We start from the raw sequence: 24367 nt of genomic DNA on the forward strand, positions 1-24367 counted from the left end.
GGTTCCTCGGTTTGGACGGGAGTGGACGTTCAGATTCATAGTGGGAATGGCCGAGTTGCGGACAAAACCGACATTAGCTTTATTTGCCTGAATGACCCCTTAAAGCCCCGCCGCAGGCATTCATAATTCGGCAGTTTGTGCGGAATGTGAAGCTTCAGGCTGTTTCGGCGGTTTAAACGCTAGCCGCGCGTACCATCGGCGTCGCGCTTGCCGCGTTGATGGCCAAGGTAACAAATACGAGCCAGATGAGCAGAGTGGCTTTTTCTGCGCGAAAGAGATTTGTGGAGGGGGTGGTCATGGTGGTCTCCTACCTTAACGTTTCTGGGTGGGGACGGATTTGAGGCTGGTGGTTTCGGTCGCCTTAAAGTGGGTTTGTTCCGCTCTGGCAGCCGGGGCCACTGTATTGATCCTGAAAGCGGTGAAGCCCGCGAAGACGGCCATCGCAAGTACAAGCATCCAGCCCATGACTGCATCGCCAAATACCGCCGAAAGCGCGCTGGTCATGAGCGGGCCTGCAATGCCGCCGATGGTGAAGACAAACAGCATTGTGACAGCGCTGGACGCGACATAGACGGGCACAGTGCGGTCCATCGCGTGAGCCAAAAGCAGCGAGTAGAGGGTGAGCATCGATCCGCCCAGGAGGATCAATCCGGCGAGCATTGCAATGTAAAGTGGTGTGCCCACGATGGCTGAGTAGCGCGCACCGTCGCCAGTGGCAAAAGTGGCGAAGGCCGCAAGGGCGCCGGTTGCGACTGTCGTCGTCACTACAATGACGCGGCGCCGATCCATGCGGTCTGACACAAATCCAAGCGGATAGAGAAACAGGATACGCCCGACGTAAATAGCAGCGATGCCAATAGCCACATCCGTGGCATCAATGCCAATGACAGCCGCCCGATACGGCACAACATTCATGAACACAGTGGACACGATACCAACGGTGAGCGCGCCGAGAGCGGCAGTGGGCGCGTCTTGAAACAGCGCCTTGAAGCGTACATTCGCCCGTTCTTTGCCCTCGGGCGGCGTGCTGGGCGTCGCGGCGATCACCACAATTGCCAGACAGTAGAGCAAGGACATCAGCACAAAAGACTGGTTCAGGTCGTCGGGTGTAACGATGACGAGAACCTGACTGAGAACCGACATCAACCCGAGGACAATGGCAAACACGGCAAGCAATCGGCCCCGCGATTTTTCGTCGACGGTTTCGCTGATCCAGGCGTCACCGATGGCAAAAAGGCCCGCGGTTGCAACGCCGGTCATCAGGCGCACGATTAGCAGCGTGGGCTCGTTCTCAGTCACGGAAAAAAGCAGGGCGGCAGCGGTGCATATGGCCGCCCCCGCAGAAAATGCACGAATATGTCCAATGCTGGTGATCCAGCCTGCAATGTAGAAACAGCCAATCAGGAAACCCAACGAGTAAGCAGCGGGCGCCAGCGCAGCGATTTCCTGAGACGCGCCGGTTTGGGCAAAATAGAGCGCGACGATGGTACCCGATGCCGCAGTCACCAGCTGTATCGCCGCGACCGCGATAAACAGGTATTTCAGGGTGTGGATTTGATCGCTGAACCGGGCCATGGAACTGCTCCAGGAAAGAGAGGAAAAGTGGGGCGCGCCTGACGCGCGACCTGCTTTAGTTTGGAAAGCTGACTTTGACTTCGACGTTCAAGCCGGGAATAAGGCCGCGCTCAAGATTTGGGATTTCCGCCCAGATGCGCAGGGTTTCGTTCGCGGCCAGCACGCTTTCAGCAAAAAGCACGCGGCCACCCTGTGCCAGTGGCTGAACGTCACCTGGCAAATGCAAGTCGACCTGAAAGCGCTCTATCAGAGCACTCAGGCCCTCTGGCGTCGACTGGTCCAGCGCGATCAGGGATTTGTACGGCATTCCGTACACAACTCGGACCGTGTCTGTGTGCACAATCTGCGCCAGCGCCTGACCGTTTTCTGTGTCCAGATAGGTGCCCACCTGTTTGTGGGCGAGCCCAATTTGCCCCGAAATCGGCGCCCTGATCTGTGTCGAAGCCAGCTCAAGCTCTGCCAATGCACGGTGCGCCTGCGCCTCTTGCAACGCCACCTTGGCCAGTATCAGCCGGTCCATAGCGTTTTGAACGGCCAGTTCGGAAACCGCATCGCGCGCGCCAAGTTTCGCCTGCCGTTGCGCCTCGGCCTCCGCTGTTGCCAATTCGGCCTCACGACGGTTTTCGATCGCACGGCTGGCGGCGAGCTTTTGTTCGTAAGCCGGGGCCGCAATTTCAAACAGCAATTGGCCTTTCTCAACCGTATCGCCCGGCTTGAAATGCACCGCCGCAAGGATGCCGCGCACCGAATTGGCTACCAGAGCGCTCTCACTGGCCTCTATCCGTCCGGTAAATGTCTCTGCGGCGAGCATGTTGGTGAACTCTTTCACAGGCTCTGCGTGGGCACTGTGTGTCATCAGAAGACCCAACAGCAGAAGCGGGAGTTTTGCAAAAACGGTCATGGTTGGTCACTCCAGATGCAGGTCAAAGAAGGTGTTGAGCTCACGCCAAGCGTCATGAGTCTCCGGCGCGTTCACGAAGAAACCTGCCATGTAGTCGCCGTGTGACTGGCCGTCGTAGACATGTAGATCGGCGGCAACTCCGGCGGCGCGCAGGGCGCGGTGCATGCGCACCGTGTCGCTTAGCAACAGGTCGCGTGTGCCGGTCAGAAGAACCGTCGGCGGCAGGTTGTCCAGATTGGCGTAGATCGGGGACAGTCGCGGATCGGTGCGGTCGGTACCGTCCGCATAAATGCCAAACGTGCCTTCAATCACACCCTCGCGGGCGCCAAGCGGATCAAGACCCTGCAACGTGATCCAGCTGTCCGACGTCTGCGCCAGATCCACAGCGGGCGTGCCTGCCATAATGGCTCCAGGCAAAGGGGTGCCCGTATCGCGCAGTTGTAAAACCGTCGACAACACCAGGTTGCCCCCCGCAGATGTGCCAAACATCGCGACTTTGGCTGGATCATGGTCCTTGATAACTTGCTGCCACACGGCGATCACATCATCTGTTGCGGCAGGAAACGGATGCAGCGGTGGGCGGCGATAGTCGACAGACACCACCTCAACACCCAAACCATGCGCCATCCAGATCGCTTCGGCCATGGCGGCCTCACCACCATTAAAAACGAAGGCCCCGCCGTGCACATGCACAAAAACGGTGTCCGCCCACCGGGGATCAATGGTGATTGGCGTGACACGGTAGGTGGTCACCCCCGCCACGTTCTCGATGGCGAATTGAGCACCAGTCATCTCAAGCAAACGTGCGACCCCTTGTAGGGAGGCAGCGTCAAACTCAGCTTGCAACGTAAGCCATTGCTCGGTGGAGGATGGCGTTTCGGCATGCGTATCAACTTGACGGCGTTCGATGAGCCCGGCCAATTCCGGGGACACGCCCGCAGGAACCGGTGCGGTCCGCGCCGCCATTGGCAGACCTTCAAACACGGTTTTTGCCCTGTCTGCGGTGGCGACCGCAGGCACCGAAAGAGCTGCAATCAGTGCGCTTGTCAGAACAACTTTCAGGACGGAACGGCGTTTCATGTTTGGTCTCCAACTTTCAGCTTGGGTCATTCGTTTCGCTAAACTGGAGGTAATTTGCGGGGGAAGGCCGCGCCACTTCCAAAAGTGATCATTTCACGACAAACTGTCCGTCATGGACACGGTTTTGCAAAGCACCTTGGCGTTTCGCCCCGCGCTTCAAGGGCTTGACCAAATTGCATCGCCGCGGGTGTCCGAACATGCGCTGAAAGAAGCCGGGCTGTCGCGAGCGGTAATGGAAGACCCGACGGTGTTCCTCCCCTATCGGCTTCAGGCGCGGTTCATGCAAGCCGCCAGCCTGAAGATCTCCGAAAAACACATCGGCGCCTATATCACGCAAGACTTCGATTACGCCTCCTTTGGGGCCTACGCAGACTATGTGCTCGGCGCGCCGAAACTGGATGTGGCCCTGGCGCGGGCCGAAAGAATCCTGCCATTCCTGCAACGAGGGTCAGTTATGCGCACCCGCGTGGATGGCGATCATTTTGTGCTTGGGTTTGATGCCATGCTTGGCGGAATCGCCGGGGCAAATTTGATCGATCAGGACCTGCCATTTGTGCTGCAGTCTGTGGTGCGCGAGTTCTGTGGACGCCGCTGGCGGCCGAGCTGGGTGGAGATGCCAGAGGTGCACCGAGGCACCGAAACCGCGCTGCAGTACATCTACAATGCAGAGGTGCGCGTGGGGGGATCCGCTGCCAGCATTGCTATCCCTCTGTCAGAAATCGAAACCCCTAATCCGCGGACAACCGATGAGAGGCTGGCGATGACGTTGACAGGCATCCGCGATGTCCGGTCGCGGCAAACGCCCTCAACCACCAAAGAGGTGGTTGGGAACGCCTTGCGCGCGCAACTCGCCATGGGGCACGCCGACATCGAAACGGTGGCGGCCACATTGGGTGTCAGCGTACGCAAGCTGCAACGGCAACTCACTGCGGAGAACACCAATTTCAAAGAGATCCGTGTGACTGAACAGACAGATCGAGCCAGGTCGCTGCTGTCGGGCACCGACCTTTCTGTCGCGGAGGTTGCCTTCAATCTTGGGTTCAGCGAGGTCAACAGCTTCCGCCGCACATTTGCCAGCTGGTTTGGAATTTCACCATCTAAGTTCCGCAAATTGAGCGGTACGTAGGTTGCAAGGCCTCAATGGAACGGACATTGACGCAATGCGCAGCGAAGGTTCAGTTTCCGCCCAAATTGATGAACGCTGCGTAGCGAACCAGTGTCCAGTTTGGGCTCGATACGGTCCTTCGCCGTTGCCCGCTCGAACGTCCGCTTCTGCGCCAACGGTCAGCCACTTCATCAATGTCGACAAACGGTCGTCAGCCGGTCGGCCTACCCGCGCTCGAATTCAGTGGTAGCGGTTCACTTGGCGTTGCATCTGGGTGCAATGACGAAAGATACGCACAACTGGGTGTATCATGGTTACTGCGTGTTCGGTGCGAGTGTGCCAGGTATTTGAAGCCTTACGAAGCATTACGACCTCCCATTGGTGACGTTACGTTAACCCGGGTGAACGAAAGGTTCTGTGAACTGGGACACAGAGCGCCATTACAAGTTTCCGCCCCCCAACCCGCCAGCACCAGCGACCCCCGTCAGCACCCGGAACGACTAGCCAGCGGTCCAGTCCCACCGACGCCGTCAGCGCCAGTGGGCGGTCGATCTAGCGGTCAGAAATGCCCCGTGATAGGTGAACCGACATAACGTAAGGCTAATTGTACTTTACAACTGTACCTTCGCCGATGCGACCTCCCCAACTCACTGCACGCACTTTGACTTGAGATATGGCTACATTGACAACTGCATCCCCGCCCAACTCAGCGGCGCTCTGTCTCAGCCGAGCCTCAACCTGCGCGACGGTTGGATCCTCATTGAACACTGTAGTTTTGTTAACAGCCACTTTTATTTCCTGGATTACGGTGTATTCCTGAGAGGCCGTTTCGCCGCTAAACAATTCAATTTGGTTCGCAGATATAGCCGCGCCCGATGCCGCCGTGATTTCAGAGTTGTTGATCCCGTCTTCTTCCCACGTGCTTGAGCAAGCGCCAAGCGACACTGCTAAACTTAACGCTGCAAACAACTTCAAAGTAATAGTCTTCATTGGCTTTCCCCCATCAAGTTCTTCGGCGTTCCTCCCATCAAGTGCTTTCCTCATCGTGCCGAGAAATGCAGTTACCCCTCCTTGATATAAGTCAAAGGATAGTCTCCGGGACGCTGAAGCCTACTGGCAGTGGTTGGCAGACTATGTCGTTAACCGCAGACCACCCACATAGACAGAACCCTCGGCGGCCCTTAGCGGGTTGCCGGGGGTGCTCACTTTGTTTTCTTTTTTCCCAAAGCGGACATTTGCTGCAATTTAAATGAACGACTGCTTTGCGGGACGAAGTAGTTGTTCGCTGCTGTGCGGCGCTATTGCGCATACAGTAAACGCAAGAATGCTACATCGTGGAGAAGCGGGAAGCACATGAAGCGATATTTGCCGTCATGACTAGCCGCGTTTCCGAGCAGCGGACATCAGTGCCATTCCGCCCAGCGCAGTTAACAACAGAGGAAGCGCACCTAGAAGTGGAACCGCCGAGACTTGTTGAGCTACGGCGAAGGTATTCGTGCCAAACGAACCTTGAACACTAATACCAGTATATCCGTTGCTAAAGTACCGTCGGCTTGAGACAAAAATATTATCACCGGAAAATGCAAACGATGGTCCTGCTAAGAGAGGCCCATTAGGTGTGGAAGAAACAATAGTCATTCCTAGCGAGGCACCAACTGCTGAAGCAAACTGCCCCGCCAGAGTTGAGTCACCCCACCATTTTTGACTTTGTAGAAAGTTAGAATTAGCTGCGTAAGACCCTGTAATCGTAGTTACTTTCCAATCTTCATTGTTAATCGTGACGGTAACAGCGTCCGCCGACACCCCAATCATAATCAATGACAAACTCGCTAGACCAAGTTTTAACGTTCGAAACATTTTATCCCCCCATTCAATCGTACATTCACCGCAACACCCAGATTGCTCACATGCATTGTTTCGACTCTAACAGTGCTAAAAAGTTATCATATTTTCGGTTTCGTGCCTAATTGCACCAATCTACAAGACCGAGTTCAGTCACCGAAAACAGAAACGGGGGGCTAGCATGAATGCAGAAACACGCGGCCTCAAGGCATGAATTTCCCCTCCTTCTCAGTGCTAAATGCACATTGGAGATGCTGTAAGTGAACAGTAATCTGATTGATCATGCTACACCAAATTAACCTTCAAGCTAAGGAGTCACTGAGCTCGGTGGCGCGGTATAGGCAATTGATGTTAAAGAAATTTTGGGACGCTTTAGGGCTTTCATCAGTCAATCGCAGCATCAGGCTTGAACGTCCGCTCAGTCATCCGCCAGCACCAACGGCCACCCTTCACCCCTCAGAACGTCTCGTCAGCGGGTCGTCAGCGCCAGTGAACGGTCACTCTAGCGGTCGAGAATGCCCCATGCTGACCCTCCAAATGCCCCCGAAACCGCCCCAGTTTCGGCCACCGGTTGGAAAAGCCGATAACAATCATCGGTTGGCAAGGATTCCTACCACCCCAGCCAGTTCATCGGAACATGGAACAACAGCAGGCGCTGGGGGCTAAACCCACCGAGAAATGCCCCCGTTTATGCCCCAGTGGTTTCGGGTGTTTCGGGTGTTGAGGGTGGGCCCTCTGAGGTCGTTGAAGGCCCATGCCACAGGTCATAGCAGGTCGTAGTCGACCCCGTTCGCCCAGAAGTCCCAGTCGTCGCGCTTGTTATCCGCAGCCGACCCCTCAATCAGGTGTTCAGGACGGACGCAGCGCTCATTATGACAGCGATGGCGAACCACCGTCGCCTCATCGATCACCGCCCGGTTAGTTGCGTCTGAACAACCACGTATGGCCCTTCAGATAGGCATAGCGAATGTGAGCAGACATAGGCCTCCTCCTTTCAGTGTTTAAATGCGGGTGGGTTCAGTTGGTTGAGATAACCCGTAGGATTATCTCCCGATCCGGTTCGCCGTAGGTCCCAGCCAGAGGGCCGGTGACAGCAAAGCCGGTCACGCAGTCTTCAAACACCTCCTCCACGCGGAAGTGATGTTCGGGGATGTCATCGAAGGCGCGGACGACCACGACGTCACCGGGATTCAGTTTCAGCTCAGCCATCGTCGGACCTCCACGTCCAGAGGACCGCCAGCAGAACCAGCGCCGAGACAGCGGGATGAGACCGAGACACCACCCAGAGCATCGTCGTCAGGACGGCCTTGGGCGGTGGGTGCAAAAGAAAACCCCCGACGAGAACGCCGAGGGCAGACAGGTACTTCACCCGAGTTGCGGACTTTGCAGACATCCGCAGTGTTGCTCCAAAGGACCGCAGTCAGCCCTTTGCTGCCGTCCGCCAAGCTTCAGCTTTTTGCATGTGCAGCAGGACACAATCCGCGCATTCCGGACGTTCAGAGCAAGGAAGCAAATGGCAATTGAGCGGGCAAAACGCCTTTTCGCTTCACGTATTCCAAAGCTGGCTCCAACAACTTGGCTGTTTCAGGAACGGTTAATGTGGGCCCGTCCGGAAGGTAGCCGTCCCAAGTCAAAAAGATCACCAAAAAGGAGGTCCCGCGAAATAAACATGCTTCGCTTCACAGACTTCTCACTGACATGCGCAACCGGAAATGCCGTTGCCGCTGCCGCTCGAATGGCCGCAGCAGGTAGCGCCGTTTGGCATGGTGCAACAGCGCACTGAGGCATCGCATATAGGGTTCACAGGTTCGAACACGATCAACGCCAAAGATATCAGGATAGCGAACATAGGATCACTCCTCAATGTAGCGGATGGGGCGGCGGTGATCGAAGGCTGCGGAGAGGAACAGATAGACCATGAAGTCGCGCACCAGCGGCTGCTGCTCCGGCGGGTAGCGTTGGATCAGATTGCGCGCGACGCCGATTTCCTCGTAGAGAAATTCCCGCAGCGTGTCGCGCCAATAAAAATAGGCCAAATGATCCTTGATGACCCAGAAATGCCCCTGGTAGATCTGCGCAGGACTAGTGCCTTCGGTGAAGGAGGCGTTGCCCCAGGTGGTGACATAGTTCTTGAATATGCCTTCTTTGACGCCGATCGGGACATAGCCTAGGGGCAAATCCTTGTAGAAGATGACCACCGAAGAGCGGTCGCGCGGTTCGCCTCCTTCGCAACCAGCACGGAATACGATGTCAAAAACCCAGAGGTCGTCGTCTTCCGCGTTGTCGGTAGGTTTAGGAATAGGGCGGATGAAATAGGTAGTGTAGAGCAGGTATTCGTCCGGTCCTACCTCCTCGATATAGGAGGTGCTGGCCTTACGGTTTGCGCCAAGCTCGACACTCGCTACATTGAAGATGTTGGCGTCGATCCCCGCACCACCACCCAGACTGAAGATCTTCTCGGCTTCAATCGTTTCTCCACAGTTCTTGGCGAAGACAAGTCGCTTATTGGCAATCTCACGGACGCTGTCCGACAGCATCGAGCTGGGTGAGCCGAGCTCGCGGTGGAACGAGACCGACAGTCCATGTGCGAACCGAGCAGCGGCGCGATCGGTATCGACAAACTTGAGTGGCAGCACACCCTCACCATCGAGAGCGCAGAGCGATAGGGCTACTGCACCGGCCTGGTGCGGCACGGCGCCGGGTTTGTAGGCGCGGGCACGGAAGGGTCGGCAAGCTTCGGCCTGTAGCTCTGCGACGCGGGACGGGCTGTAGCGGCCACGCTCTAGTTGGAGGATAGGATCGCGTGTCAACTTCTCGAACGCGTCGATGATGCCAGCGACGTCTTCATTCAGACTGGGTACAACCGCATAGCCCGATACCGCTCCGACCTTGTAGCTGCAGCGCCAGATTGCGGAGCTGCATTCGGTGGGCTGGTTGCCGGGGCAATTATCAGTACCATAGCAAAAGGTCGCCTCTGATACGCCGTCGGCAAAGATATAGGTGGCGTTTGGGGTGATCGGCGCGATGTCGTCGATGGAGATAATTTTGCGGTGCCCGTACTCGGTGAGTGCAAGTACCGGCGTGCCACGTCCCGCGCCCGTATAGGCGGGCAGGTCGAGTACGCCTAGGGGCTTTACCACCAAGCCGATGGGGTACATCTCCTGGTCTTCGAACTGCTTCTCCTCGCAGGTGACGTTCGCGAAGCGACCGGGCTGGACCGTGATCCAGAACTCCACATCGCCGATGGGACTCAACTTGGTGACTTCGTCATCTGCCATGAAGAGTTGTTCTAACCCGCCAAGGGCCCAATTTAGCGCATCGCGCTCTTGATCGACACTAATGAGTTCGTCGCATCCGTCTATCTGGGCGATGGCCACCACGGGAATAAGTGACAGCGCGGCAGCAAGGCTCACTATGCGCATGGTAAAGTTCCTAGGTATTCAAATGTTTTATGTTCTTTATGCTTACCCAATATACCATCAATAAAAGTATTTGTCTTGTTGAACTAAATCTTTGGCTCGAAGTAGTCTCTCCGATCTCCCGCCCAGCCGCGACATCCTCGGCGAAACGGGTCGTTTTTGTCATTCGTCGCGCAACGATCGAAATCGTTGCAAGAACATGTGCCACAAACTCTTGGCAAAACCGCTTTTGATTTTGTCACTTTTTTGGCCTTCCTTCTGATAGCAGACATTCGCGCGCACTGCAGCATCGGTGACTTTTGGGCTCCCATCAGTCCTTCGCAAGACTGGGAATGAACGTCCCCACCACCCGCCAGCACCAGCGAACATTCTTCAGCGCCCCGGAACGACTCGTCAGCGGTCCAGTCTTACGGACGCCGTCAGCACCAGTGGACGGTCACTCCAGCGGTCAAAATGCCCCGTGCTCACTGATAGAAATGCCCCCGAAACCGCCCCAGTTCCGGTCACCGGTCGGAAAAGTTGATAGGTTTCATGGGTCGGCAAGGATTCCTACCACCCCAGCCAGGTCATCGGAACATCGAGACGTAGACACCCGTGGCAGCCGTTTGCTACGGAAAATGCCCCCGTTTATGCCCCAGTGGTTTCGGGTGTTCTGCCTCCCCCTGTCTCTTCCTCTTTCCTGACCTCTAGCAGGGGTTCTATGGGGGTGGGGAATAGGTATAAGTAATGAATAGAAACCGGAGGATAGAGAGACCCGAGTATCCTCCTTCCTGATCCATAATACACAGAGGGAGGAGGAGGTTATGGGGGAGATAGAGAACCCATGGCACTCGCGACCGATCGACGTTCACCGCTGGTCGGATCATCCAGAGGTGGCAGAGTTGGTCGACCGCATCTGGGACGGCTGGCGCTGAATGGGCTTGGAGAGGTATCTAGGCATGTCAGGTTCGAGCCCAGATGTGTAAGATGCTGCGTTCGGCTCGGGTGGCAGCGACCCGCAGTTTTCTGACTTTACGAGGCAAAGGCCGCTGGGCATTGCGGATCGGCACGACCGGCCCGATAGCGGCCATTCGACGGTCTGCAGCGGGTGGGGATTTGCGCTAAAGGTCCGCCCCGAACTAGTCAGTACCTGCCGGGATACATACTCATCATACTTTGGACATCGGCATCGCTGGAGAAGGCGTCCGGGTTGCGGGAAAGAACCTCCCTGATGAATTCCCGCCGGGACCGGGCGTCATCGGGCTGCGTTTCCTCAGTGCGGGGGTGCAGGGCGAAGTTGAATACACGCTGGATGAAGCCAAGAGCCTTTTGAAGCGGCGGGACTGTGCGGGTGCTGGTCATGAATGCATTCATCTCTCGGGCCTTTTCTGCTGCTGCGAAGGTTCTCCCACTGTAGTGGCTGCGGGATTTTCGGGTATCGGCCGCGGCGATGTGCTATTCTACAAAAATGAAGAGCGCATTCCGGAGCTGGTCAGAAATCAGGGTCTTTCTTGCCGTCGTGCGCGCGGGGTCCACCTTGGCTGCCTCGCCCCAGCTCGGCATGGCTCAGCCAACTGTTGCGCGCCGCATTGAGGCGCTTGAGCATGAGCTTGGCATAACCTTGTTCGAGCGGGACACGCGCGGCTTCCGGCCGACGGAAACAGCACGAGCAATCCTGCAGAAGGCGGAAGAAATCGAAGCGGCGGCGATTTGCCTGGCCGAGACAGTCGAAACGTTGCGCAGCACCAGGCCGATCCGGATCACGGCCTATTCCGGCAACTTCTCGCCCCGGGTCGCAACGATCTTCAACGAGTTCTCTTTACTCCGCCCCGATGTCAGCTTCGAATTCCTGCCCAGCGTCGAAGTCCTGGATCTATCGGCTGGCGAAGCGGATATAGCACTGCGCGTGACAAGAAGCCCTCCCCATCCAGACCTCATCTGCCGCAAGATCAGCACCGCGCGTTACGCGCTTTTCGGATCCCATTCATACGCCGAAAAACACGGGTTGCCGACCTCGGTCGAAGACTTGTTCAACCATACGTTTGTCAGCTTCCTACGTGAAGGCGTGCCGTCAGCCTTTCACGATTGGCTGATCCGCTATGCGGAACCTGATCAGATCAGGCAAACCTATTCCGAGCTGGATCTGATGCATGCCGCCATCCGGTCGGGTCATGGCCTTGGCATCATAAACGTGAAACTTGCCGAAAGCGATGACACGCTCATTCAATGCTTTGCGCCGCTCGAGGAGATGAACTCGGAGCATTTGATGCTGATTGCGCCAGAGGCTTATCGTCGCCCCGAAGTAAAGGCCTTCGCGAAATTCTTCGCGCCCCGCTATGCTGCCATTTTCAGGTAGAAGCTTCCCGTGAAACCGGAATAATGAATTGCGGCGGTCAACCACACTGATTGGGTTTTCATCCGCACACCGACTGTCTATGAATTGCGCCCCGAGCGACCGCTCTCCGGCTAGCCAGCCTACGCTTCCTCAAACGGAAATTCCCGTTGGTCACGTCCGATTCCGGCTAACTGCGGTTATAATCTCAACCGAGGCAGACGACCGCTCCGCCCGCATTTCGGTCGTTCGCCCAACCTCCTCCTCCCTCTGTGTATTTTGGATCAGGAAGGAGGGTACTCGGGTCTCTCTATCCCCCGGTTTCTATTCATTACTTATACCTGTTCCCCACCCCCATAGAACCCCTGCTAGATGTCAGGAAAGAGGAGAGGTCAGAGGGCGTCAGAACACCCGAAACCACCGGGGCATAAACGGGGGCATTTCTCGGAGGATTTAGCCCCAAGTGCCTGCTGTCGTTCCATGTTCTGATGACCTGGCTGGGGTGGTAGGAATCCTTGCCGACCGATGATTGTTATCGGCTTTTCCCACTAGCCCGAGAAACTGGGGCGGTTGCGGGGGCATTTCGAGGGTGAGCACGGGGCATTTTAACCGCCACAGAGGCCGCTGGAAGGGCTGCTTACGAGACCGCTAGATCGACCGTCCACTGGCGCTGAGACGACCGCTGACGAGTCGTGCCGGGGGGCTGACGACTGTTTGTTGGCATTGATGAAGTGGCTGACCGTTGGCGCAGAAGCGGACGTTCGAGCGGACAACGGCGAATGACCGTATCGAGCCCAAAGCAGACGTGGAGAAAACGGCGATATGTGATAGCCAACAGGGTATAATTCAATGTTGAGTGCCAAATGGTTTGCAACCCCGTACCTAAGAAAGTCACCCATATTCCGGATTTATTTGCCCTTGCTACCTGTCCATTTTGCCGCGATCAGCAGGTTGTTTCCCACCGTGATTTAAAGAGCAAGGGCAGGCCAATTGATGGAACTGCGGAGTGGGTGTGTTCACTTTGCAAGGGCATTCCGCGAAAAGAGCAATTTGATTGAATTATCCCCCGGGGGCGGGGCTGATCTTCGAGGTCATACCCAGCGAGCAGCTATCGCCTCCATTGCAAACGGTAGACTGTGTGATCATCTGGAAGTCCTTTGAGGACCAAAGATCGTACGGCCGCAAATTCGAACTCGTGATTTCCCCCAACTATGGCTCTCGTCACATCCGACACAAGAATTTCACCCGGATTGGCCGATGAAGTTATGCGAGCCGCTTTGTTGACCACGGTTCCGAAGAAGTCGCCACGCGCCAAAACAACGTCGCCGGTATGAATGCCAACTCGTAGGCCCAAGCGCGGTTCCACATCGCTCAAAGCCACGGCTTCCTGTATTTTGATCGCCGCCAGAAGCGCTTCAGTCGCTGATTGGAAACTGGACAATGTCCCGTCTCCCAGCGACTTCACGAATTGCCCCCGATGTGTTGCGACGATACTCTCAACAGTCTGAAAATGCTGATCTATCAACGCCGACCAACCCTGATCTCCCATGGCCGCCGCGAGCATCGTACTGCCTTCGACATCAGTAAACAGCACCGAGGCCAAACCTTCTGCCTGAAGCAATTCCGGACCTTCTTCGAGCGCAGCTTTCACAAGAGTTTGAATGGCCAACTGTTCGCTACCTACAAAATCTATGTTTGGGTAGGGAAGAGAGGCGTGACGATTAATGATCCTCCATGACGCACCCTCTAAGACGAATACCAGCACCGTGCGGACGATGTAATCATCTCGAAGCCCGGGAAACCCAACCCGATGTAGAAAAGCAGACCAGCCCGTCTCTCCGTTCTCGAAGGCTTCGGCTTCGAGAACTTCCCACACATCCGGCTCTGGCATTTCGCCGATGAATTCGCCGACTCCATCGCGGACAACCTGACCTTTCCAAAACTCATTCTCGCCAGTTCCAATGAAGCGCAGATCGACCGAGTCGGAAAGGTAGTCCTTCAAAACGTGCGTATTTAGGGTCCTAATCGCCTCAAACCAGCGTTCTGTAACAGCAAGTATCTCAGGAGAAGCCTTGACCACAACTGATACTCCCAACACAGGCGAAACAAGCGCAAAGTAAATTCGTCGATCTGGAATTAGCCGTACTGAACTCTACCACCTTTATGCTGCCCACGCACAAGCATGTAATCAAGGAAGAAGATGGTAGAGGCGTCAAGCACACCTTGGACCATGCAGACCTGAGACAGAGTTGTTGAAGCTCCGTCTCGCCGGCGCACTTAGGGCTTGCTTCGAGTTTCAGCTTTGTCCGCATCGCTGTCGCTAGCGAAGTTTCGGCGAATGACCAAACCGAGCACGAAACGTCCTATTAGGCTGCTGACAATATCTGTAGTTTTGACTCCTGCAAATTTGAAATTTGCATTGTGAATTAGGTCACATCTCAATGAGTTTCATTCTGATATTTTGTTAGTATCGAGGGAGATTTAATCATGAACATGGTTGCTGCACTCGCACTGCTATCTGCTCTTTTTTATTGTATTGCTATGGTCGCCATGAAGTCATGGTGGACACTACCCAGCCTGGGCGTGGCAACCATAATCGCTGTTGCCTTACTGACAGCTGGCGCATTCGAAGTTGCTGCTCTGGGGCGTGAAAAACTGGGGCTGATTTACGTGGCTGTAATGGGAGCTGAAGTCATAATTTTAGGTGTAGTCTCTCATTTTTTCTTCGAAGAGGTGTACTCAGTCAAAGAAGCTGCCGGGATGGCACTAGTTCTTGTTGGAACAGCTGTCGCCTGGACTTAGCCCTTCGATTTCACAACGATCTTGCTGCTCAGCGACCTCTTTGAGCGCCCCTATAGTTCGCATAGCAGACATTCACGTTTCGCAAGTTTAGGTCTGCCATCCGTCCATAAGCGGATATCTGACCAAATGACTACGATGTCCGCGTTGAGCCCAAAGCAGTCGGGAGATCTCTATTAATTTGGGTTCGATAAGCGGTCATGGCTTTTTGGATGGCTAGGTCAAACAGCTTTACAAGCGTTTCATCGCTAGAATTAACGATGTACACTATGCGACTTCTCTAATCTGACGTAACTTGCCGAAATGCCAAAGCCGAAGATCAGAAAGCTTGCTGCCATCGTTTCGGTCGATGTCGTTGGTTACTCTCGTCTCATGCAAATTGATGAAGAGGGAACTCTTGCGCGGCTCGGAGTGTGCTTCGACGGCATCGTTTCGCGCCGGGTCGCAGCGCATCACGGGCGTGTCGTCAAATCAATGGGTGACGGCCTATTGATTGAGTTTCCTACAGCAGCAGATGCGGTTGCCTGCTCGTTGGAAATCCAAAAAGTCATCGCGGAACGGGAAGCCGACTTCACCGACGACTTGAAAATAACTTTTCGCATCGGTGTAAACATTGGCGACATTGTTGTCATTGGAGATGACATATTTGGGGACGGCGTGAATCAGGCGTCACGCCTTCAAGAAATTGCCAAACCAGGTGAGCTTTGTATCTCGGGCAGCGTGTTTGATCAGGTCAAAGACAAAATTGAGCATCCCTTTGTAGACCTAGGTCATCGAAAGTTAAAAAACATTGTTCAGCCTGTCCGGGCTTATCGTTCGACTTTGACGGCTGCAGGTGAAGAGTCCAAGCCGATTGGCTGGCCGTTCCTCACAGCTGCAAAACGTGAACCGATCACTGCAGGTGGATGTCTTTGCGGAGCGACTCGGTACCAGGTTTGGTCTCAGCCAGTTGCAGTTGGCTTTTGCCATTGCAGACACTGTCAGCTGGCTCTTGGTTCGCCATTGAATGCATGGGCAATTTTTGAGAAGCAAAATGTGACATTCGAAGGCGAAGAACCGAGTTTGTACGCTTCCTCAAAGCTTTCTGAGCGCGCATTTTGCAAAAATTGCGGGACGAGCATTTATACCGACATCAAAGATATCGGATACTATTCGATCCGTGTGGGGACGCTCGACAATCCAGCTGATTTTCCGCCTGAGCTTCACTATGGCGTCGAAAGTCAAATCCCTTGGGTCGACATACACGACGACTTACCCAGAATTAGAACAGAAGAAGATCCGCGCATGGCCTCTCGTTGGGTTGCTGTGGGCGAGCCAAGTTCCGGGCCAACTCCACCTTTTTCGGAGGATCGCGTTGCTAATAGGCTAGAGGGAATGACGATTGGTCCAGCAAAGAACAATGAGTAACGGCAGGTTTGTCCGCAACTCGGCCATTCCCACTAGAAACCTGAATGTCCGCGCCCGTCAAAACCGAGGAACCTCCTGCATCTAAATAAAGAAGCAACTGCAGGAGTTTGATCCATGAAGTACCTGTCTGCCCTCGGCGTTCTCGTCGGGGGTTTTCTTTTGCACCCACCGCCCAAGGCTGTCCTGACGACGATGCTCTGGGTGGTGTCTCGGTCTCATCCCGCTGTCTCGGCGCTGGTTCTGCTGGCGGTCCTCTGGACGTGGAGGTCCGACGATGACTGAGCTGGAGTTGACCCCCGGTGACGTCGTGGTTGTCCGGGCCTTCGATGACGTCCCTGAACACCTGTTCCGCGTGGACGAGGTGTTTGAAGACTGCGTGACCGGCTTTGCTGTGACCGGCCCACTGGCTGGTGCCTACGGCGAACCAGATCGGGAGATGATCGTCCGGCTCGTCCCTGACGCCTAACGGCAATCCCTAACAATCAACACTGAAAGGAGGAGACTCATGTCTGCTCACATTCGCTATGCCTATCTGAAGGGCCATACGTGGTTGTTCAGACGCAACTATCCTGTTGACGTGGCTCTCGCGCTGGGCGCTCAGGCACTGAAGCAGAGCCTGAAGACCGGGGATCGCAACACCGCCCGCGTCCGTGCCGCTGAAGTCAATGCGCGCTTCGAGACACTGGTGGAGCAAGTCCGTGGCCAGGCAGAGGACGCCCTGTCTGCCACAGAGAGCACCGCTGACGGTCCTGATTGGCTCGACCAGCCAGAGTCATCTCTCGTGCGTCTCCGGGCCACTCTGGAGGGCTCCGGGACAGTTCTGGACGGTCCTGCCTTCACCCGACCAGCCGCACCGGTAAAGGTAGTGATCCGGGACCTGAGCCGCGCCTATCTCTCCCGGCGTTGTGATGAACTGCGACCCAGCGGGTTCAAATCGGTCCGATACTCCGTCGGGTTGTTCACGAGCCGGTACGGCGACCGATCGGTTTGCAGCCTGACGCGGGCGGAGGGGCGAGAGTTTCTGTCAGCGATAGCCCAACTGTCTCCGATGATCGGTAAGTCAGAGAGGACCCGAGGGCTGACCCTGGACCAACTGGTCGCGTATTCGTCTCGAGGGTCGGTGACGATAACGGCCAGAACCCAACGGCGGATCTGGTCGCAGGTCAATCACTTCCTCGACTGGGTGGTCTATGAGGGGCATCTGGAGGTCAACCCGTTCCGGACGGTGCCGTTCGATCGGAAGGTCCGTCCTCAACCCTATGCAGTCCCGACCGACGAGGAAGTCGTGCGGCTGCTGAGAGCCAAGGACCGGGACCTGCATTCCGTTCTGCTGACCTGCCTGTTGACAGGACTGCGCGCGGGGGAAGCGGTCGGGTTACTCCGGGAAGACCTCGTGGCCAAGGGCAATCTCGGGTGCTTCGTTCATATCCAACCTAACCAACTGCGACTGCTGAAGACTGACGCCGCTGAACGACTGGTTCCGGTGCACCCCGTGCTGGATGAGATGTTCCGGCAGCTACCATCATCTGGTCCTCTGTTTCCTGACCTGACCGTGGCGCAGGTGACCAAGGGGTTCGCGCGACTGCGACGGCAACTGTGTCTGGAGCGGCCGGGATTGGTGTTTCACTCGACCCGCAAGTGGTTCATCACCCAGTGCGAGCGAACCGGTGTGCCTGAGCACTTCACAGCCTCTCTGGTCGGGCACAAGTCGGCACGGTCGGAGAACGGGATTACCTACGGCATCTACTCGGCTGGTATTAGCGACGAGCAACGTCGGTCGATCGTTGACCAGATACGGCTTCCGGCATGAGCTTCCCAGACATCGACGCGTTCGAGGAACGGGCTGCTATTGCTGAATTCGATGGCGGGTGCACCCGTAGAGCGGCAGAAGATCTGGCGGCTCGTGCTCAGGGGTTCCGAGACGCTGAAGCCTACTGGCAATGGCTGGCTGACTATGTCGTCAACCGAAGACCACCTTCATAGACAGAGCCCTCGGCGGCCCTTAGCGGGTTGCCGGGGGATCTCTGCTTTATTTTCTTTTTTTGCCGAAGTCGATGTTGGTTTAAGGCTGGCTGAATGACCGTTCTGTGGTCGGAACTGCTGGCCTAGCTTCATGGCGCGGGCAATTTACCTGCCCACACCAAAGATCCGCTTCGACTTTGCGGTTTATTCAATTGCAGGTAGCCCAGTGACTGCCTCGAACGCGTCCGAATGCGGCTCCACGTGATAAGGTTCTCGCGTCCCGGGCAAGACTTCAAAGAACGGATCGAAATCGACCATTGCCTGAGCGAGGATACCGAGCACGGTTGGGTCGCCCTCTATTTGCGCTGATCCATCCGCAAGTTGCGCATCCAGTGTTTTCTCACCGGCCATTGTCAACTCCAAGTCGGCACGGTTGATTGTCAAAGTCAGGTCGGGCGCATCTGCAGTGAACCCTTCGACATTTGTTAAGGTCGCGTTGCGCAACTCCACGAGGAACTTCTCACCATTGTCGGGAGTCACCAAATTCATAGTGAACTCGTGCCCTTCGACTTTGCGGCTGTCCATCTTGATGGCAAGGAAGTTCAGGAACAGTTCCGTCGACATAGCCCGAATAACGTCCGGACTCGAAGAGTCTGGAATGTCGCCCCCCGGGATACCCGAACGCAACTCAAATGCTCCGGACAGGAAGGAATTACGAAGTCCCGGATTTTCTTGCTGATAGCCGAGTTGTTCGTACACATCTGCCAGCAGATTCCGGGCCGACATGTTGTGCGGTTCCGCTTGCACCAGCTTGTTCAGAATCTCGCTAGCCAGAAGGTATTCACCGGTGTCGTGCAACTCGACTCCTCGAGCCATGATTGCGTCTGAGCCGCCCATCATCTCTACATAGAGAGGCGCTGAGTCCTCTGGCGAGTGCGGGATCAACGTTGCCGGGTTGCAGTCCCAGAAGCCGATGTATCGCTGCACTACACCTCGGCTATTGTGTTGAGGTGAACCATGATAACCCCGACAGTGCCACTTGTCTTGAAGGCTTTGCGGCAGGCTGTAGACGTTGTGAATCTGGTTGATCGTCACGCCTTTATTAACAAAATGCAGCACTTGATTGTTCATGTGTGCATAAAGGTCTCGCTGATCGCGCAGTATCGCTTGGACTCGGTCGTTGCCCCAACGCGGCCAGTGGTGCGAATAGAACATCACGTCTGCTTCTTCACCATAGAGATGAAGCGCGCGGCTGATATACTTCGACCAACGCAACGGATCACGTACAGGTGCACCGCGCAGCGTGTAAATATTGTGTAACGTCGCCGTTACGTTTTCCGCCATCCACAGAGCCTTCATGTCGGGCAAGTAGGTGTTCATATTCGAAGGTGCCTCTGTCCCCGGTGTGTTCTGGAAAATCATCCTGACACCGTCCACCTCGAACTCTTCGATGTCCTCTTCAACTATTCGGGTCGGCGCAATCAGTCCGACAGCACCGGCTGACACACCCTGCCCAAGACCCTGTCCGACATAACCATGAGGGCTTGCAGGCAGGAGTAGCCCATACTGGTAAAACAGGCGGCGATTCATGGCGTTGCCAGCATAAACATTCTCGGAAATTGTATGTTCCATGAAGTCGCGGGGTGCGATAATTTCAACCTTACCTGCGCGGACATCGGCCTCATCAACGACACCGCGCACCCCCCCCCAATGGTCGCCGTGGGAATGCGAATATATCACCGCTGTTACGGGTAATCCCTCGCCCACATGCTGCTGGAACAACTCCAGAGCAGCGCGAGCAGGTTCCGCAGAGATAAGAGGATCAATAACAATCCACCCAGTCTTGCCTCGCACGAAAGTGACATCGGATAGGTCAAACCCACGCACTTGGTAAATGCCGGGAATAACCTCGTAGAGACCATAGTTCTGGTTCAATCGGGAAATGCGCTGCAGGGATGGGTGAATACTGTCAAAGTCAGTATCGCTGTTCAGAAAATCAAATCGCTTCTTGTCCCACGCGACGTGACCGGCATCAGCCATGATCTGCTTGTCCTGCATCTCAGCAATGAGGCCGCGCTGCTGTTCTTCGAAGTCCTGCACATCAGAGAATGGAAGGGTACGCCTCGCTTCGTCCAGAATTTCCAGTGTATATTTGGACGGTGCCTTCCCTTTCGGATGGAAATGCCCTTCAAGTGGCGGTGCGGAAGCCGTGCTCTGTGCAGCTGCTTCGTCTAACAGAGCGGTGGACGAAACGGCAAATGCTGTTCCGACAGTAGGGATTGCCTTCAATACATCGCGTCTCGTGGTCATAAGTTCCCTCCTCCCAAATCTTAAAACTACGACAATGTTTGCGATGATAGCAGGCGAGGAGCTTTGATGCATGATAAACAAATTCATTTCTTGAGATGTCTTCTCGGAGTTCTCAGGCCAGCCATTCGAAGCACTAGGCTCGGGCGACCGCCCCACCGCAGCCCCCATGACCCGCCAGCGCCAGCGACCCCCGTCAGCCCCCGGAACGACTCGTCAGCGGTCGTCTCAGCGCCAGTGGAAGGTCGATCTGGTGGTCTCGCCAGCGCATCTGTCGGCACTAGTAAACTGCCTCTCCAGCGGTCGAGAATGCTCCGTGCTCACTCGTCCTTCGTCCTCGTTCCGCCCCCGAAACCGCCCCAGTTTCGGCCACCGGTCTGAAAAGCTCTTAGGTTTCATCGGTTGGCAAGGATTCCTACCACCCCAGCCAAGTCATTCAGACATGGAACAACAGCAGGCTCCGGGGGCTAAACCCTCCGAGAAATGCCCCCGTTTATGCCCCAGTGGTTTCGGGTGTTCTGACACCCTCTGACCTCTCCTCTTTCCTGACCTCTAGCAGGGGTTCTATGGGGGTGGGGAATAGGTATAAGTAATGAATAGAAACCGGAGGATAGAGAGACCCGAGTATCCTCCTTCCTGATCCATAATACACAGAGGGAGGAGGAGGTTATGGGGCAGATAGAGGACCCATGGCACTCGCGGCCAATCGACGTTCACCGCTGGTCGGATCACCTAGAGGTCGCCGCCCTGGTCGACCGCATCTGGGATACGCGCCAATTCGTGTGGACTTAGAGTTTCCTGGTTTGCACAATAGGTGGTCCCTCATGTTAGGATATTGACACCTAGCGAACCGTGCTCGCTGAAATCGCGTTTTATGATAGAGTAAGCAGTCAGCAAATTGAGACTTTTTGCTTGAGGAAACAAAGATGGAACGCAAGTTGGCGGCCATTCTGGCCACGGATGTTGTCGGGTTTGCGGGGTTGGTATCACGCGATGAGAGCGGGGCATTGGCTAAATTGGTGCGTCTAGAACGTGAGGTCATTGACATGCAGGTCGAAGCAAACCGAGGCCGTGTGTTCAAGTCTACAGGCGATGGGTTTTTGGCTGAGTTCTCCAGTGTCTTTGAAGCGGTCAATTGTGCAATCGGCGTTCAAAGAGCATGTGCGCTGGAAGCACGCCGGTCGAACAATGACGACTCACTCATCTTACGTGTCGGCGTCTCTCTTGGTGATGTTGTTGTGCACGGGGAAGATATTCTGGGAGAAGGCGTAAATACAGCCGCGCGGCTGGAAGCAATTGCAGAACCAGGTGGAATTGCTGTCTCAGGCGAAGTAATGGCACAAATAGTCGGCAAGGTAGAGCTCCCACTGGTGGATTGTGGTCACAAAAAATTAAAAAGTACGGATACTCCAATTCATGTCTACATGACCCAGTCAAAATCTGGGGAAGCAGGAGGTTTTCTGGATTTTGATGAAGACGAATTGACCAAGACCCTAGTGACCGGCGGCTGTATTTGTGGATCTGTCCGCTATGAAGTAAACGCTCCGGCCATAAGCACTGGATATTGCCATTGCAGCTGTTGCAGAAAATTCTCCGGTTCGGCAGTCAACGCATGGACAGCGTTTCCTGCTTCTTCTGTTCGTTTTCTCACCGAAGAGCCACTTTATTTCGCAACCACGCCAATAGCGATGCGTGGCTTTTGCCCTAAGTGCGGGGCAAGTCTGACTTACAAGCTCATTCAGCCTAAAGAAACGGCGTATTTGGTCCTGCATACTTCAAGTCTCGATCATCCAGAAAATTTTGCTCCATCAGTCCACTCTGGTATGGAAAGCAAATTGCCTTGGTTCGACATTTTGGATGATCTGCCTCGCACACGGTCCGCAGACTCCCGAGTGTTGCAAAAAGCATGGTCGAGTGTCGGTTTGCCCGATCCCGAAACTTGGGGGCCTTTGGCTGAGCCGCCAGATGTTTTTTAACGGCCAAGGAAACTCGCGAAAGTTTGCACCTCAATCTTTCATCTATCGACTGTTACGATCCACTTGGTTCTGCCACCTCAATATTGGATCTCGAACGGAACAACCTCTCGCCCTGTTCGCCTCTCTTGTTCCGCCAATCGTTGAAGATACCCCTCTGACCGGGCCGTCTGCCGCCAAATCACGTAGTCTTTCACATGGTCCGCATTGGGGTCGGCCTGCTCGTCCAGCCCATAGAATTGGTTCGACGTCGGTAACGGGGCACCGGCCACTTCTTCTGAAGCCTCGGCCATCACCCGCTTCAATTCTCCAACACGGGTATAGTCGATGATGTAACTGTCATGCACTGACAGGACTGGTACGGCCAGATCGCAGAAGTGCCGATGGACTCGTTCTGCTATCTGACTATCGAGGTGCATCAGCCGGATACCTTGATCCGCGAACAGAAAGTCCCTGATGTGAGGGGTCTTTTCCAGAAAGCCCGTCAGCAGGGTCTCCAGTTGCTCGTTCGTCAGTGTCTTGCCTGCGTGGCCGGTTGGAAAGCCATCACGAAACGCCCGGAAGGCGGCATCCCTGGAACCGGCGTTGATCGCTGTCAGTACAAGCCGCTTGATAAATTGACGCTGTAGCACTGAAGGCAGCCATGCACCCAGTATGTCGGGCAATTCATAGGGATCGCCATCAAGTTCTTTTCCTGCTCGAATGCTGAGCAACGAGACATGGAGGCTGCGGAAGTCCACTTCGACGACCGGCGTGTCATTGATGAAGATCTTCGACCTCCAGTCACTGTTGATCTGCTGCCACCAGCCGCCATGAAAGCGCCCATTCAGGTTGAAGTCAGAGCGGCTGAATATCCTGCGGGTGAACTTATGATGATGATCGGTGGTGACATCATCGACCCTTGGTTCATCCAAAACAGGGATATCAATGAAAGCATCAGCGATTACTTGGTTGTAGCGCTCAAGCTCAGCCCGCATTCTGATGATCTCGTCGGTATCCTCGTACTCGACCAGTGCCTCTGCTTTGTCGCCTCTGAGGATGATGATTTCTTCACCTTCGACCCGACCAACGTCATCTCGTCGGAATGCCACTTCGGCGAACCATCCCTGCAGGACCTCGGAGGCTCGTATCCTCGTCGTTCTGTTCCCCCGGGCCAGAGGACCCGAGTAGCTGCCCTTGGCAACATCCAATAGTCCTGCCTCAATCAGGGTGTGAATGATCGGGATGATCTTCTTGGATATATGGATCGCGTTATAGCGAGAAGACGTGTCCCAGTAGTTCGAGGACATGGAGACGCCGATAGACAATTCCGGGTCTTCCAGCCAAGCAACATAAAGGTCTAGAACCAGCACCCGCAGTTGATGTCTGAATGCAGTCTTCGGCTTCGGTCCGGAGGTCTTATCACTCGGCAGGTAGCCGTCCCAGATGCGGTCGACCAACTCTGCCACCTCTGGATGGTCTGACCAGCGGTGAACGTCGATGGGCCGCGAGTGCCATGGGTTCTCTATCTCCCCCATAACCTCCTCCTCCCTCTGTGTATTATGGATCAGGAAGGAGGATACTCGGGTCTCTCTATCCTCCGGTTTCTATTCATTACTTATACCTATTCCCCACCCCCATAGAACCCCTGCTAGAGGTCAGGAAAGAGGAGAGGTCAGAGGGTGTCAGAACACCCGAAACCACTGG

24 protein-coding genes are annotated in these 24367 nt (G+C 55.3%); 10 read left to right on the forward strand and 14 right to left on the reverse strand.

Going from position 1 to position 24367, the window contains the following annotated elements; genetic code table 11:
- Positions 1-172: 172 nt before the first annotated feature.
- Genes ACR3EQ_RS18280 through ACR3EQ_RS18295 form a run of 4 tightly spaced genes read right to left on the reverse strand, consistent with a single transcriptional unit; the run spans position 173 to position 3556 of the window.
- Positions 173-298 (reverse strand): hypothetical protein, encoded by a 126-nt coding sequence (locus ACR3EQ_RS18280; RefSeq protein ID WP_480491469.1) that lies wholly within the window; start codon positions 296-298, stop codon positions 173-175.
- A 14-nt stretch (positions 299-312) separates the two neighbouring features.
- Positions 313-1575, reverse strand: coding sequence for an MFS transporter (locus tag ACR3EQ_RS18285; protein ID WP_480491471.1), 1263 nt, complete (start codon positions 1573-1575; stop codon positions 313-315).
- A gap of 55 nt (positions 1576-1630) precedes the next feature.
- Positions 1631-2476 (reverse strand): efflux RND transporter periplasmic adaptor subunit, encoded by an 846-nt coding sequence (locus tag ACR3EQ_RS18290; RefSeq protein ID WP_480491473.1) that lies wholly within the window; start codon positions 2474-2476, stop codon positions 1631-1633.
- Between the two features lie 6 nt (positions 2477-2482).
- Positions 2483-3556, reverse strand: a complete 1074-nt coding sequence (locus tag ACR3EQ_RS18295; protein ID WP_480491475.1) for an alpha/beta hydrolase — start codon at positions 3554-3556, stop codon at positions 2483-2485.
- Between the two features lie 112 nt (positions 3557-3668).
- On the opposite strand from ACR3EQ_RS18295, the gene ACR3EQ_RS18300 reads away from it, so the two are divergent.
- Positions 3669-4682: a helix-turn-helix transcriptional regulator gene (locus tag ACR3EQ_RS18300; RefSeq protein WP_480491477.1), complete on the forward strand. Its 1014-nt coding sequence runs from the start codon at positions 3669-3671 to the stop codon at positions 4680-4682.
- Positions 4683-5261: 579 nt separating this feature from the next.
- Here ACR3EQ_RS18300 and ACR3EQ_RS18305 read toward each other — a convergent pair.
- The 7 genes from ACR3EQ_RS18305 to ACR3EQ_RS18335 all read right to left on the reverse strand — a co-directional run bounded on the left by ACR3EQ_RS18305 (position 5262) and on the right by ACR3EQ_RS18335 (position 11263).
- On the reverse strand, positions 5262-5651 hold the full coding sequence (locus tag ACR3EQ_RS18305) for a hypothetical protein (protein WP_480491479.1): 390 nt from the start codon (positions 5649-5651) through the stop codon (positions 5262-5264).
- A gap of 387 nt (positions 5652-6038) precedes the next feature.
- Entirely contained in the window at positions 6039-6518 is a 480-nt protein-coding gene (locus ACR3EQ_RS18310; protein ID WP_480491480.1) for a hypothetical protein, read from the reverse strand.
- A 749-nt stretch (positions 6519-7267) separates the two neighbouring features.
- Positions 7268-7414 carry an HNH endonuclease gene (locus tag ACR3EQ_RS18315; RefSeq protein WP_170504788.1) on the reverse strand — a complete coding sequence of 49 codons (147 nt, stop codon included), beginning with the start codon at positions 7412-7414 and terminating at the stop codon, positions 7268-7270.
- A 106-nt stretch (positions 7415-7520) separates the two neighbouring features.
- Complete coding sequence (locus tag ACR3EQ_RS18320; protein ID WP_170816228.1) at positions 7521-7712, reverse strand: hypothetical protein; 192 nt, start codon at positions 7710-7712, stop codon at positions 7521-7523.
- Positions 7705-7896: a hypothetical protein gene (locus tag ACR3EQ_RS18325; protein WP_170817431.1), complete on the reverse strand. Its 192-nt coding sequence runs from the start codon at positions 7894-7896 to the stop codon at positions 7705-7707. The genes ACR3EQ_RS18320 and ACR3EQ_RS18325 overlap by 8 nt, the downstream gene beginning before the upstream one ends.
- Positions 7897-8356: 460 nt before the next feature.
- Entirely contained in the window at positions 8357-9925 is a 1569-nt protein-coding gene (locus ACR3EQ_RS18330) for a hypothetical protein (protein WP_170617653.1), read from the reverse strand.
- 1119 nt (positions 9926-11044) lie between these two features.
- Complete coding sequence (locus tag ACR3EQ_RS18335; protein WP_480491482.1) at positions 11045-11263, reverse strand: hypothetical protein; 219 nt, start codon at positions 11261-11263, stop codon at positions 11045-11047.
- A 106-nt stretch (positions 11264-11369) separates the two neighbouring features.
- Here ACR3EQ_RS18335 and ACR3EQ_RS18340 point away from each other — a divergent pair, with 106 nt between their 5' ends.
- On the forward strand, positions 11370-12257 hold the full coding sequence (locus ACR3EQ_RS18340) for a LysR family transcriptional regulator (protein WP_480491484.1): 888 nt from the start codon (positions 11370-11372) through the stop codon (positions 12255-12257).
- 1084 nt (positions 12258-13341) lie between these two features.
- On the opposite strand, the gene ACR3EQ_RS18345 is transcribed toward ACR3EQ_RS18340, so the two are convergent.
- Positions 13342-14313 (reverse strand): adenylate/guanylate cyclase domain-containing protein, encoded by a 972-nt coding sequence (locus tag ACR3EQ_RS18345; RefSeq protein ID WP_321254686.1) that lies wholly within the window; start codon positions 14311-14313, stop codon positions 13342-13344.
- Between the two features lie 407 nt (positions 14314-14720).
- Between ACR3EQ_RS18345 and ACR3EQ_RS18350 the strand changes: the two genes are divergently transcribed.
- The 6 genes from ACR3EQ_RS18350 to ACR3EQ_RS18375 all read left to right on the forward strand — a co-directional run bounded on the left by ACR3EQ_RS18350 (position 14721) and on the right by ACR3EQ_RS18375 (position 18422).
- Positions 14721-15035: a hypothetical protein gene (locus ACR3EQ_RS18350; RefSeq protein ID WP_480491486.1), complete on the forward strand. Its 315-nt coding sequence runs from the start codon at positions 14721-14723 to the stop codon at positions 15033-15035.
- A 300-nt stretch (positions 15036-15335) separates the two neighbouring features.
- Positions 15336-16439: a GFA family protein gene (locus ACR3EQ_RS18355; RefSeq protein WP_480491487.1), complete on the forward strand. Its 1104-nt coding sequence runs from the start codon at positions 15336-15338 to the stop codon at positions 16437-16439.
- Positions 16440-16553: 114 nt separating this feature from the next.
- On the forward strand, positions 16554-16721 hold the full coding sequence (locus ACR3EQ_RS18360) for a hypothetical protein (protein WP_170484287.1): 168 nt from the start codon (positions 16554-16556) through the stop codon (positions 16719-16721).
- Positions 16714-16905, forward strand: coding sequence for a hypothetical protein (locus tag ACR3EQ_RS18365; RefSeq protein ID WP_480491489.1), 192 nt, complete (start codon positions 16714-16716; stop codon positions 16903-16905). The genes ACR3EQ_RS18360 and ACR3EQ_RS18365 overlap by 8 nt, the downstream gene beginning before the upstream one ends.
- Before the next feature lie 39 nt (positions 16906-16944).
- Complete coding sequence (locus ACR3EQ_RS18370) at positions 16945-18249, forward strand: DUF6538 domain-containing protein (protein WP_480491490.1); 1305 nt, start codon at positions 16945-16947, stop codon at positions 18247-18249.
- Positions 18246-18422 (forward strand): hypothetical protein, encoded by a 177-nt coding sequence (locus ACR3EQ_RS18375; RefSeq protein ID WP_480491491.1) that lies wholly within the window; start codon positions 18246-18248, stop codon positions 18420-18422. The genes ACR3EQ_RS18370 and ACR3EQ_RS18375 overlap by 4 nt, the downstream gene beginning before the upstream one ends.
- 183 nt (positions 18423-18605) lie before the next feature.
- On the opposite strand, the gene ACR3EQ_RS18380 is transcribed toward ACR3EQ_RS18375, so the two are convergent.
- A complete protein-coding gene (locus ACR3EQ_RS18380; RefSeq protein ID WP_321254675.1) occupies positions 18606-20711 on the reverse strand; it encodes an alkyl/aryl-sulfatase in 2106 nt (701 codons plus the stop codon).
- Positions 20712-21377: 666 nt separating this feature from the next.
- Here ACR3EQ_RS18380 and ACR3EQ_RS18385 point away from each other — a divergent pair.
- Together ACR3EQ_RS18385 and ACR3EQ_RS18390 are read left to right on the forward strand one after the other, a co-directional pair.
- Positions 21378-21500 (forward strand): hypothetical protein, encoded by a 123-nt coding sequence (locus tag ACR3EQ_RS18385; RefSeq protein ID WP_480491493.1) that lies wholly within the window; start codon positions 21378-21380, stop codon positions 21498-21500.
- Between the two features lie 134 nt (positions 21501-21634).
- A complete protein-coding gene (locus tag ACR3EQ_RS18390; RefSeq protein WP_480491495.1) occupies positions 21635-22684 on the forward strand; it encodes a GFA family protein in 1050 nt (349 codons plus the stop codon).
- A gap of 77 nt (positions 22685-22761) precedes the next feature.
- Here the strand turns inward: ACR3EQ_RS18390 and ACR3EQ_RS18395 are convergent, their stop codons facing one another.
- Positions 22762-24198 carry a hypothetical protein gene (locus tag ACR3EQ_RS18395; RefSeq protein ID WP_480491497.1) on the reverse strand — a complete coding sequence of 479 codons (1437 nt, stop codon included), beginning with the start codon at positions 24196-24198 and terminating at the stop codon, positions 22762-22764.
- Positions 24199-24367 lie beyond the last annotated feature (169 nt).

The organism is Ruegeria sp. AN11 (assembly GCF_056536005.1).